Genomic DNA, 12,940 nt, shown 5'->3' with positions numbered 1-12,940 from the left:
TTAGCCCCAAACCGGTTCCGCCAAATTTACGGGTTGTAGATGCGTCAACTTGGGAGAAGGCATCAAAAATCACATTAACTCGATCTTTGGGGATGCCAACGCCGGTGTCTTTTATTGTTATTTCACAGATACATTTGCCATCTTCATTCACGCTTGTTGTGGCTGAAATAAGCACATGGCCATGATTGGTAAACTTAATCGCGTTACCAATAAGGTTATTGAGTATCTGGCGGGTTCTGCCCGGGTCACCAACTATGCCACGATCAGAGACATCGGAGATGTCGAGCACAATCTCTAGCTGCTTGTCTTCGGCAACGCAGGCAACGCTGCTTGCAATATCGGCAACCAAATTTCCGATATCAAAGCCTACCTGCTCCAAAGAGAGCTTGCCTGCTTCGATCTTGGAAAAATCGAGTATGTCATTGATCAAGACGAGTAATGCATCGGCGCTCGATTTGGCTAACCGCACATGTTGGTCTTGCTCTTTATTTAGTGTTGTCGATTCAAGCAGCCCGAGCATGCCCAAAATGCCGTTCATTGGCGTGCGAATCTCATGACTCAACNAGCGTGAATGAAGATGGCAAATGTATCTGTGAAATAACAATAAAAGACACCGGCGTTGGCATCCCCAAAGATCGAGTTAATGTGATTTTTGATGCCTTCTCCCAAGTTGACGCATCTACAACCCGTAAATTTGGCGGAACCGGTTTGGGGCTAACGATCTGTAAACAGCTCGCCGAATTATTGGACGGCGATATAACTGTTACCAGTGAGATTGGGAGGGGGAGTGAGTTTACCTTCAAGTTCGCCGCTGAGCTTGCGAAGAGCCAGCCAAAAGCGGCCGAGCATAGCGAATTTTCAGAGATTTCGGTTGCTCACCTTGATGCGACGGCACCTTGCCTCGAAAGCGTAAAGCGACAGCTCGGCAAATGGGGGGTTGAATCATCGCAATTCTGCGAGCCAGACTCACTCTTATCTGAAATTCGCTCTAAACACTTTGATATCGTGTTAATAAGCGCTGGGATACCGGCGCTAGATGCAAATGAGTTTAGCGCTGAAATCAGAGAGCACTCATGCAACCCGGCGATCAAGTTATGCCTACTTACTCGCCTTTCAGACCTACAAAATGGGACAGATCTAAGCACCATGCCGGTGGATGGTTATTTCCCTAAGCCCGTCACGCCTAACGAGCTGCGCGACGCACTCTTAACTTTAAGCTCGAACAGAAGCGAAGCCGACCCGAAACAAGAAGAACCTTCAGACATCCCAAAGAACTACAAAGGTCTGCATGCCTTACTGGTCGAAGATAATCCTATCAACCAAGTATTGGCTGTTACATTGCTCGAAGACCTTGGGCTTGATGTTAAAGTGGCAAATCATGGCAAGGAAGCCATTGAAACGTTAAAAAAGGATGCGCCTTATCATTTGGTGTTCATGGATTGCCAAATGCCAGAAATGGATGGGTATGAGGCAACGAGGCACATCCGTAATGGAGAATGTGGAACCTCTAATCAAAATATCCCAATCATTGCCATGACAGCAAACGCAATCGCAGGTGATCGAGAGAAATGTCTTGATGCCGGGATGTCTGACTACATCAGCAAGCCAATAGACACACAGATTTTAGAGCAAAAAGTTGCCTATTGGGCCAATGAGGCTGGAGAGAATCGAGAAGATGAAGCATCGAAAGATAAATCACTATCTCACCACCCTGTTGATATAGAGAAAACCGAAGACACTCAACGAGAAACAAAGCCCACGCAAAGCAAAGAAGAGCGAAGCGATATGAGTAATAGCAATGAGAAAGCAGTGCCGACAGAGGTATGGGATAAAGCGGCTGCACTGGAGCGCACCATTGGACGCGAGGATTTGCTTTGTCGCGTCATCGACGCATACCTTGCAGACACTCCACCGCATGTAGAGCAGCTTTCAAACGCAGTGGAAGATAAAGATATGGAGCAGATCTCGTACTTGGCGCATACAATCAAAGGTGCAAGTCTCAACATCAGCGCTGCGCAGGTAAGCAAGCTCGCGCAACAGCTTGAAACAGATGCTAAGGAGGGCCGTTCAGACCGCTTTTCATCCATACTCCCACAACTACAACAGGAAAGTGAGCAACTATTTCTTTTGCTTCGTGAATATACGGCGCTTAAAGCTTCCTGATCCTAAAAAGCGCAATCAGGTTCGCATTTATTCACGACTACTAACGATAGAATATTGCGCTTTGTACGAACTATGATGGATCATTGATGAAGCTTGCCACTGTCCAATGCTTGCGAACTTTTCTCTTACTTTGTTCTCTATCTGCTTTTGTCATTCCGAGCGCCCTTGCCGAACAGTCTAATTCTTTTGGTCTCGGAGCAACCTACCATTCGGGCATTTATTACGGCCAAGATGGTTATGTCGAGCCCTACCCTCTTATAGATGCGAGCTTCGGTGACTTTTTTATTAAAGACAAAGTCGTTGGATGGACCGGTTATCGAGGTGAGAATATTGAGGTCGCGCTGATTGCATCTCAAAACGATTTTTATTTAGACGTAAACGACATTAGCGAAGAGAGTAAAGATATCTACGTCGGCATAGAAAACCGGGATAAAGCAGTAGAAGCAGGCTTTCTATACACTTATTTCTCTCCAGTTGGAGATATCACGTGGGAATATTACAAAGATTTCTCCGGAAAGCATGGTGGCATGCACAACACCCTAAGACTCGCTCGCCCTAGCGGAAACCCGAACAGACTAAGCATCACGCCCAGCATCTTTGTTCATTACTATAGCTCCGCATTTAATGACTACTACTACGGCATATCGGGCGCAGATAACGACCGAGGTCTAGCAATCGTGCAAGCCAACGGCAGGCCGGATATCGACGAAGTTGAATTTGCCGAATTTCGCCCTCTGTTTGAAGGAGCTAATAGTGGTCATTTGGGTGTCGACATATGGATCAAAAAGGCCTACACGCCCAATTTAATTGGCGTTGCATATGCCGCTTGGGAAGAAGTTCTCGGTGAGGTAAATAACTCTTCATTAGTCGAAGACACTGCGCGTTATACGTTTCGTCTCGGTGTTGAGTACCGGCTCTAGGATTTTGATAGTGCTTTCGATAGTGCTTTTGAAAGTTATCACTGCTTAAACTAAAAAACGAAGGGCAACCCTTCGTTTTTTAGTTAGATCATCAAAAGAAACTAACGCATCTTTTCGGATACTTCCGCGATTACGCCCCTCAACCATTTGTGGCCTGCATTGTGCTGAAGTAAAGGGCTCCAAGCCATTTTCAGTTCAAAATCCGGAATTTCAAACGGGGGCGTTTTCACGACTAGTTTAGCACTCTCACTTTTTAGATTTGCCGCTCGCGTTGGTAGTGTCGCAATCAGATCTGGTTGCTGAGCTAACAACATCGCCACCTGATAATGACGCGTGAACACGCGAATATTGCGCTTACCGCCAATTTTATTTAAAGCTTCGTCAACCCAGCCCAAGCGTTGCACGTCCTGCGGGTTTATCCCAACACCTACACCAAATCCCGTCTTGCTGACCCATATATGAGACGCGCCTTTGTAAGCATCAAGATCAAAGTTCTCGAGCACCGGATTTTCGGGTGACATCAAGCAAGAGAAACTGTCACCCCAGATCGTTTTAGAATGGAATGACTGGGGTAGCGTATCAAAGCGATTGATCGCCATGTCAACTCTACCCTGCTCTACATCTTCAAAAGACACATCGCTCGGAGTCAGGACATCAAGGGTAACAAGCGGCGCCTGACGACGAACTTCACTTAGCACTTCAGGAATAAGCGTCGACTCGGCATAGTCGCTTGCCATAATACGAAACACGCGTTCAGATTGAAGGTCAAAACTGCGTTCAGGCTGAACGACGCGTTCGACTTTAGATAGGATCTCGCGGACCTGAGGCTTCAGTGTTAACGCAAGCTCTGTTGGTGCCATACCATCACTGGTTCTAACGAGAAGAGGGTCATTAAATAAGTTACGAAGCCTTTTTAACCCGTTGCTCATTGCTGGCTGAGTGATGCCAAGGTGATTGGCTGCTTTCGTCACGTTTTGCTCTCGCAAAAGGACATCCAGATGAACTAATAAGTTCAGATCAATCCGCGCTATATCCATAATAAACCTTTGAAATACTATTCGCGGAAAGTATACCTCGTCGTAAAAAAATAGATAGTAGCTATGGGGCAAAAAGTCACTGGAGGCCAGACTAGGCCTGAATCTGACCTCCAGATATCACGTCATATAGATTCAAACTTCGTGGTAAATTTCGCTTCCTTCCTGCTTAAACTTGTCCGACATTTCGTCCATGCCCTGCTTGGCTTGCTCAAGTGCCTTGGCTTCTTGCTCATCGGCGTAATCTCTAACATCTTGTGAGATTTTCATCGAACAAAACTTAGGACCACACATGGAGCAAAAATGCGCGACCTTGGCAGAGTCTTTTGGTAGCGTTTCATCGTGATACGCTCGAGCCGTGTCTGGGTCAATCGCCAAATTAAACTGATCCTCCCAACGGAATTCAAAACGCGCTTTACTCATGGCGTTGTCATGAATCTGCGCCCCTGGATGCCCCTTGGCTAAATCAGCCGCATGTGCCGCGATCTTATAAGTGATCAATCCTTGTTTCACGTCATCTTTATTCGGCAAACCCAAATGCTCTTTTGGTGTCACGTAACACAGCATAGCGCAACCGTACCAACCAATGAGTGCTGCACCAATACCGGATGTAAAGTGGTCATAGCCCGGTGCAATATCAGTAGTCAGTGGCCCAAGTGTATAGAACGGGGCCTCTCCACAATGCTCAAGTTGCTCTTCCATGTTTTCTTTAATCATGTGCATAGGCACATGCCCGGGGCCCTCAATGAAGGTTTGCACGTCGTGCTTCCATGCAATCTTGGTTAACTCACCCAGCGTGCGTAGCTCAGAAAACTGTGCCTCATCATTCGCATCCGCAATCGAACCTGGCCGTAAACCGTCACCCAGAGAGAAGCACACATCGTAGGCCTTCATGATCTCGCAGATCTCTTCGAAATGCGTATAAAGGAAGTTCTCTTTATGATGCGCAAGGCACCACTTAGCCATGATGGAACCTCCTCGACTCACAATCCCTGTCACACGCTTTGCCGTCATTGGCACGTAACGCAGCAACACGCCAGCGTGGATCGTGAAGTAATCAACGCCCTGCTCTGCCTGCTCAATCAGCGTATCGCGATAAAGCTCCCACGTAAGGTCTTCAGCAATTCCGCCGCATTTTTCTAACGCTTGGTAAATTGGCACTGTACCAATCGGTACTGACGAATTACGAATAATCCACTCACGCGTTTCATGGATGTTCTCGCCGGTGCTCAAATCCATTACGGTATCTGCGCCCCATCGAGTCGACCAAACTGTTTTCTCGACCTCTTCCTGAATGGATGATGTCACCGCTGAGTTGCCAATATTCGCGTTCACTTTTGTACGAAAGTTACGACCAATAATCATTGGCTCTGTTTCAGGGTGGTTAATGTTGTTTGGAATTACCGCCCGGCCGCGTGCGACTTCATCTCGAACAAATTCAGGTGTAATAATCTTTGGAATCGATGCGCCAAAGCTTTGTCCCGGATGTTGCTGTGCAATGGCCTGGTCTAGCTCATGCTCTTGTAAAGCGAGGTTTTCACGAATCGCAATGTATTCCATTTCTGGTGTAATAATCCCTTTACGCGCGTAGTGCATTTGCGAGACATTTTGGCCTGCTTTTGCCTTGCGCGGCTGACGCTTGTATTCAAAGCGGAGGCCTTCTAGCGTCAGGTTTTGATCACGAACATTTGCATACTCAGAGCTAAAGCCTTCAAGTAACTCTGTATCATTACGCTCAAGAATCCACTTTTCTCTTAAGGGACTTAATCCAAGCCGTACATCAATTTCTTTATTCGGGTCGGTATAAGGGCCAGAGGTATCGTAAACACGAACAGGCGCATTTGGCTCTTCCGTACCGTCCTGCAACTTAGTTGGCGTCAACGCTATTTCACGCATCGCAACCTGAATATCGTCACGACTGCCTTTGACATAGATCTTTGTAGAAGCAGGAAAAGGCGTAGTCGAAAGCTCGTCTACTTTTGCGGTTTTACTGATGTTTGCGTCGGTGATTTTTGCCGCTTTGGCCGGGCTTTGTGATTGTTCGCTCATGCGCACTCCGTGTTGAGGTAGAGTACAGTGCGGGCGAATTACGAGAGGTAGAAATCGAAGCAAGCACACTGTTCCCTACGCTGGTATTAACCATATCAGGTTCAACGGGTCCTGCCTTTTGCACTAATAGCTCGATAGGCTGGCAGTCTCAGCTTTTATACGACCAAAAGCTCCCCGACAGATTGATAGAGTGTATGCCTGCATAACTAAGAACGCAATTACCAAAACGAAAAACGGAGCCGAAGCTCCGATAAACTGAAAACGACAATGACAAGGACAAGGACAAGGACAAGGACAAGGACAATCCAAATTATGAATCGCGCCACGCTCTGTTAAACGAGTTCAGCAGTGGCTCCATCAAATACTGCGCTGGGGTCGAGTTGCCCGTAATGATCATTACTTCTGTCGGCATCCCTGGCTGAATTGTTTGTAAGCCTCCTTTACTATCTAGCTGTTCATGGTCATTTCCAATAAAGCCATGAAGCTCTATTCGAGCAACATAATACTGTGTTTGCGCTCGCTCATCCTCAAACACATCGGCCGAAATAGACTCAACCAACCCTTCAAGCTCTGGCATCTCATGCTGCTTGAAAGACGATAGCCGAACCCGCGCATTCATTCCTTTGTAAACCTTGTCTACGTCAGTCGGAGAAATACGTGATTCAACAATAAGCGTTTCTCGAACCGGTACGACCTCCATGATCAAATCCCCCGGCCTCACTACCGCGCCAAGCGTCTGAACCTTCAAACCAGTTACAGTGCCATCAACAGGCGCCCTTATATCTACGCGCCTTAAAATATTTGCAGAGGTAGCCAACTGCTCGCGTATATCTTTCAAGCTAAACTGTATATCGCGCAACTCTGTTGCTGCTTGTTCCTGGAAACGCTGCTGCGCTTGCAGCCGTTCTAACTCCACTTCTCCGATTTTTACCTGAACCTCTGCCTGTTGTGCTTCGGTTTTAGCAATAATGCCTCTAAGTTCAGCTGCCTCGCTTTGAATCTCTAAAAAACGCAGTTTGTTGGCAAGCTTCTTTTCAACCATGCCTTTCCAAGATTCGATCTCATCTTCCATGAACCCAAGTTGCGCGACTTTTGCCTGACGTTCACGCTCTAAACCTAGGCTTTGCTGTTTGAGTTGCGATAGGCGCTTATCAGCAATGGCGATTTCACTTTCTAGGTTATTTAATGCCAAGCCATACAAGCGTTCAGCTGTTGCGCTTTGATCTGCTAACCAGCCTTCGGGCAAACGCTCATCCGAAATATTGGGCAAATTAACTGACTGCTCCATGTCTCTTTTGGCCAAAAGTATGGCCTCGCGAATTTCGAGCTCGTAACTTTGCATCAATTGCCGTTGATGCTCCGCCCCGGCGAATGTCTGATCCAAGCGCAACAGCACGTCGCCGGCCTGCACTTCTTGGTTCTCTTGAACAAAAATCTGCTCTACAATTCCACCTTCGAGATGCTGAATTTGCTTGTTCTGGCTTAGTACCTGAATGGAACCTTGTGCGACCACAGCGCTATTAAGTGGTGTGAGCACCGCCCACAACAGGAAACCGCCTAGTCCAAATAAAAGCGTCGCAAAGCCAACGAGGTTAAGTTTGTTAAGATCGTATTTGACGGGTGGCGCTGGGATTATCTTCATTTGTTTTCACCACTTTCTTTTTCATCCAACTGATCTTTGACCAGGCCCTCTACCTGATCGTCTGCCAAGGCATCCGGACTGTTTCCGCCGGCTTTTACGTTGCTGCTTACTGATAGAGCTGACTTAAGCGAGCTTATTGGGCGATTAATTTGATTGTAGTCAGGCTTCTCTTTGGTTTTGCGCTGAGGCTTTGCTGTCGTCGAAGTGTCGGTTCCTTTGGTTGCAGCCGTCGCTTGCTTAAGCGCCTCTAACACCTCTTTCGTTGGTCCGAAACGCTCCATGACACCCTGATTAAGAACCAACAAGTTCTCGCTCAACATAAACAAGCGAGGGTGGTGAGCGATCAGCACAACCGTCGCACCGCCTGCTTTAAGCATTTGAATTGCGCGTGTGAGCGCCAGCGTGCCCGGCTCGTCCAAATTAGAATTTGGCTCATCGAGATAAACAATCCGCGGCTCTCCAAAAAGCGCACGGGCCAAGCCGACCCGCTGTTTTTGGCCGCCGGATAAATTCACACCACCGGCACCGATCTTGGTGTCGTACCCCTCTTTAAGTGAGAGTATTAGCTCGTGCGCACCTGCCATCTGGGCAGCCTTTACGATGCTGGCATCGTCAGCTTCAGTGAACCGCGCGATGTTTTCTTTTATTGTGCCAGAGAATAATTCAACTTCTTGAGGTAGATACCCAACCTTCTGCGCAAACTGATCGCGTGCTTCTTCTGTTAGCTCTGCTCCATCAACGCGCACTTTACCGCGCATCGCTGGCAGGACTCCCGCCATAAGCCGTACGAGCGTTGATTTGCCCGAGCCTGATGGGCCAGCGATACCAAGAATGGTGCCTTGCGCAATGTTAAAAGAGACATTGCGTATTAACGGCTCCTCACCCTGTTCTGGCTTAGCATCCAGTGCTGGATGGGCAAACACATTTTGCAAACTTATCTGGCCTTGTAGCTCGGGCAATTGCGTTGCATTGCCACTCGCTTCATACGGGGCCATAAACTCCTTAAGGCGCGAATAAGACTCGCGTGCTTTACTTAGATTACGCCAGCCTTGAATGCTTTGCTCTACAGGCGCTAAAGCACGCGCAGCGATAATCGACGCTGCGATCATTACGCCAGCGGTACTCAAATCTTGAATAGTTAGATATGCGCCCATAGCAAGAATCGCGACCTGGATAAATTGGCGGAACACTTTAGCAAAGGAAGATAAAGCCGCATTAGTATCTGCAGCAACGCCGGTAAAACCCAAACCGCCTTTTTGCATTCCATGCCACTCGTCGCTTAACGCTTTCGACATACCCATACCAAGTACGGCATCTTTGTGGCGCACACTGTGTTCTGCGAAGCGGCTCGCGCCGCCGAAGAACTGCCCTGCCTTTTCATGCTGCATACGTGTCATGCGATCATTCAACAAGGCAACGACAAACAAAATCACCACGGCACCCAGTGCGATATGCCCAAGCATAGGGTGAAGTAGATAGACGCATGCAAGATAAATGGGCATCCACGGCATATCGAACAGGGTAAGCACAAAAGGAGATGAGATAAACTGGCGAACCGTATTTAAATCGCCCACCGGCTGGCTTGACGAAGACCGCGCCAACAGTGAAGTGAAAACCGGAATCGCAATATCACGATCGAAACCAGCAGCGACTCGGGTTAGTGCTCGGTTACGCACAACCTCAAGCACATAAAGAATAACCAACGCTAAAACCGCCACAGCGAGAAGGCCGAGCAAGGTCTCCGAGCTACGCGAAAGCAGAACTCGGTCGTACACTTGCAGCATAAACAGTGGCGAGGTTAGGAGTAGTAAATTTGCGAAGAACGAAAACACAAAAACGCTCCTAAGGGAGCGTCTAATGTGTTCGATGCTTGAATCAAGTACTGTTTTGCTATTCATTAACTACAACTGCATTCTTATTAAATTCAGCCTCATCCTGAGGCCTTATTATTATATTATTTTGCTAGCATTCCTTTGCTAGGGATTCCGTCCGATCAGGACTCTTCCTTGTTGATTAAAGCAGCCTTCGTTCGGCGTAAAGGCTGCCTTTGGTCAAGGTTTAGACGATGGGGTCGTCACTGCCAATAATGTTGATTGTAATAGAGCCCGTAGCTTGTGTGCCGAATTCGTCGGAGACTTGATAATGAAAAGTTTCAATGCCACGTCCAGTACTCGTTAAGGAATCAAAGCCACCAGCCGGATCATAAGTAACGAGTTGGTTAAGGCTGTCATATGAAACATTACCCTCTAGCGTGCTAGCATCGGTGTCATTGACGCCAGTACTATTTACATCGCGGTATGAAAAAACATTTTCGAAGCTTAATCCGTCGAAAGTGATCAACGCTCCATTATCAGGGTCGGAAACAAGCCCGAGTAAATCAGCAACGTCAATTGTTACGACATCGGCTTCCCCCGAATTCAGAACATTATAAGCCCCAGCCACAGGACCATCATTAACACCATTGACCGTTACGGAAAAACTAGCCGAACTACTAGCACCTAGTTCATCTTCAACCGTATAGGTCAGCGAGCTAACATAAGACTCCCCTTGTGCCATTGACAAATTTTGTGGAGTACTAAAGGTAAACGTTCCGTCGCCATTATCTACAATACTGCCTTGAGATGGCGTCTCAAAACCAACAACTGTAAGTACAGCACCATTATCCGGATCTGTATCATTCGCAAGCAAATCCGCACTGTTGATAATCAAGTCCTGACCTACATCTACGGAGAGACCGCTATCATCAACAGCAACTGGCGCCGCGTTAAGCCCCCTAACCGTGACATTGATATCCCCCTCTGCCTGAAGGCCTGCAGAGTCGGTGATAATATAGGCAATTTGATCAGTCGTCGTCTCATCTTGAGCTAAACTCTCAAACAAACCATTCGTATCATATGAAAGAGTGCCGTCTCCATTGTCAACAACAGTGCCTTGCGTATCAGTCAGATCGCCTAAGCCAACAAAACTAACGGTATCGCCGTTATCAATATCGATGTCATTTAGAAGTAAATCAGCTACGTTTAGGACTAACGAGCCATCCGCTCCAACTTCAACTTCGTCTACCAAAGCCTCTGGCGCATCATTTACCCCTACGAAATCGATCGTGACAGTCGCCGTGTCTAACGTGCCATCGATTCCTTCTATCGTGTAATCAAAGCTTGTTTGTCCAGCCTCACCATCAGCCAGGGCATTTGGCTGAGCATTTGCGGAAAAATCAAACGTACCATCACCATTATCAACGAGTTCACCGATTAAGCCCGAAACATCGACTCCGATAATCGAGAAAGTATCGCCGATGTTCGGGTCTACATCATTTGTAAGAACATCGATAGTGACTGGTGTCGTTGTTCCCGCTGACACACTAACCGAATCATCGATTGCATCGACCGGAGTGTTGTCTACCACACCCACAACTTCTACAGAAATTGTGCCAGTATCTAGCCCACCAAATTGGTCTGAAACCGTGTACTCAATCGACGAGACTAAGCTCGTACCTTTTCGCAAGAGGTCAAAGTCACTGGTCGAAGCATCAAAAGACATGGTTCCATCTTCTAAGACAGTAAAGGTACCACCGCTGTCACCCGCGATAGTGAGCTCTCCAGCGACAAGGGCTTGACCATTTAACTCGGTGACGATTAGATCGTCATTATTACCGTCGCGGTCATTTCCCAAAACTGTTAGATCGAGATCCTGCCCTAGAACAGGCGAAACCTCTGCAAGGGTTTTGTTGTCTCCGCCGTTGATTTTGTATACCAAATCATCGACCGCGACAGGGTCGACATTAGTTCCGTCAACGGTGATCGTTACCGTACCTTGATTGCTGACCAAACCAAGCTCGTCCTTGATGGTATAGCCAAAGGTGACATCTTCCGTCTGACCATCGTTTAAATAAGCAAAGTCATTATTTGTGCTCCAGATCAATTGACTAGTGCGCTGCGTCAGCAAACCCTTAGTACCAGCGATAAGTGAGTTCAGCTCAATGGTAGAACCATTATCTGGATCAAAGTCATTACCAATCAGATCTGCCACGTCCAGGGTTATGGAACCGCCGCGATAAACAACACCTAAATTATCGTCAACAGCGGTTGGCGCGTCGTTTACACCAACTACGTCTACAGAAATCGTCGCCTCATCGGTGCTCCCTTTTTCATCTGAAACAGTGTAAGTGACCGCGGTGGTAATCGTTTCGCCTTCGTTTAAAGCACCAACCGCGCCACCTGTTCCGTCGAACGTTAATGTGCCGTTCTCGGTTAAAGTAAACAGTCCCCCGTTGTCACCAGCCACGCTCAACGTACCATTAACCAGAGCCTGGCCATTGATCGCTGTAACAATTAGCGGATCACGGTCAACATCATGGTCGTTCAGCAAAACGGTGTTATTAATGACCAAACCTGTATCGTAAGATTCTATTGCCGCCAATAAGCTAACCTCGCCAGCCGCAGTCTCATAGAAGTCATCGACCGCTGTCGCTGCATCATTTACTCCGGTGATTTCAACTGTTAGGTATTCAGCCCAATCCCACGATGGATAGTAAGGCGTTTCACCAAGATCGTTCTCTATTCTATAAGCGATGGACGTCGTCGTCGTTTGGCCTTCTGCTAGGTAGGCAAAATCACCGTCTGTGTCGAAAGTAAAACTACCATCTTGTTCAATCGTAAACTCACCACCTCGAGAGCCAGAAATAGATTGCCCAACATAACCCGCGTGAACGTTAAATGTGTTATCAAAACTCCAGTCATTGAGAAATATGTCGCCACTACCAACCGAAAGCGTGTCGTTCTGAGATACACCGTTGTAGAAATCGTTTTGACCAGAGATCGCGTCTCCATTCCGCCCTGTCACTTGGACTGTTACGACTGCATCACCAGTTGTAGTGCCATCAGATACTGTATAGGTAACCGAAGAGTCAACAACCTCTCCGCCTCTGAGAAGCTCAAACCCAGCAGACGCATCGACATCAAGAGTGCCATCACTCTTGATCGTGAACACACCTCCATTGTCGCCTATGACTGAAATCTCACCGTTAACAAGAGCTTGCCCATTAACAGCAACTATCTCCAACTCAGTTTCGGTACGCCCTTCAGCATCAAAATCATTTGCAAGCAAGCCGAACCCGATAGGGGTTTCGATTC

The 12,940-nt window shown here is 47.5% G+C and carries 8 protein-coding genes and 1 riboswitch; of the genes, 2 read left to right on the top strand and 6 right to left on the bottom strand.

The window, feature by feature from the left end:
- The coding region (locus tag A3750_RS04725; RefSeq protein ID WP_231871713.1) for an ATP-binding protein at positions 1-538 on the bottom strand (538 nt) is incomplete at its 3' end.
- Positions 539-567: 29 nt separating this feature from the next.
- Between A3750_RS04725 and A3750_RS04720 the strand changes: the two genes are divergently transcribed.
- A complete protein-coding gene (locus tag A3750_RS04720) occupies positions 568-2,163 on the top strand; it encodes a response regulator (RefSeq protein ID WP_197474893.1) in 1,596 nt (531 codons plus the stop codon).
- Between the two features lie 86 nt (positions 2,164-2,249).
- Positions 2,250-3,083: a MipA/OmpV family protein gene (locus A3750_RS04715; protein WP_068453001.1), complete on the top strand. Its 834-nt coding sequence runs from the start codon at positions 2,250-2,252 to the stop codon at positions 3,081-3,083.
- Positions 3,084-3,184: 101 nt separating this feature from the next.
- On the opposite strand, the gene A3750_RS04710 is transcribed toward A3750_RS04715, so the two are convergent.
- From A3750_RS04710 to A3750_RS04690, 5 genes are all read right to left on the bottom strand, one after another.
- Entirely contained in the window at positions 3,185-4,120 is a 936-nt protein-coding gene (locus A3750_RS04710; RefSeq protein ID WP_068452994.1) for a LysR family transcriptional regulator, read from the bottom strand.
- 132 nt (positions 4,121-4,252) lie between these two features.
- The gene (thiC, locus tag A3750_RS04705; protein WP_068452991.1) at positions 4,253-6,166 is read right to left on the bottom strand and encodes a phosphomethylpyrimidine synthase ThiC; all 1,914 of its coding nucleotides are present in this window, start codon (positions 6,164-6,166) and stop codon (positions 4,253-4,255) included.
- Positions 6,167-6,221: 55 nt separating this feature from the next.
- Positions 6,222-6,353: riboswitch (TPP riboswitch) on the bottom strand.
- 123 nt (positions 6,354-6,476) lie between these two features.
- Positions 6,477-7,808 carry an HlyD family type I secretion periplasmic adaptor subunit gene (locus tag A3750_RS04700; RefSeq protein ID WP_068452988.1) on the bottom strand — a complete coding sequence of 444 codons (1,332 nt, stop codon included), beginning with the start codon at positions 7,806-7,808 and terminating at the stop codon, positions 6,477-6,479.
- Positions 7,805-9,706 (bottom strand): type I secretion system permease/ATPase, encoded by a 1,902-nt coding sequence (locus tag A3750_RS04695; protein WP_068464585.1) that lies wholly within the window; start codon positions 9,704-9,706, stop codon positions 7,805-7,807. The genes A3750_RS04700 and A3750_RS04695 overlap by 4 nt, the downstream gene beginning before the upstream one ends.
- 160 nt (positions 9,707-9,866) lie before the next feature.
- Positions 9,867-12,940, bottom strand: a 3,074-nt coding sequence (locus A3750_RS04690) for an Ig-like domain-containing protein (RefSeq protein ID WP_156498405.1), incomplete at its 5' end; no start/stop codon positions are given.

Source organism: Oleiphilus sp. HI0079 (genome assembly GCF_001635105.1).
The sequence above is the reverse complement of the archived record's forward strand: the minus strand, read 5'-3'. Positions and strand labels throughout refer to the sequence as shown.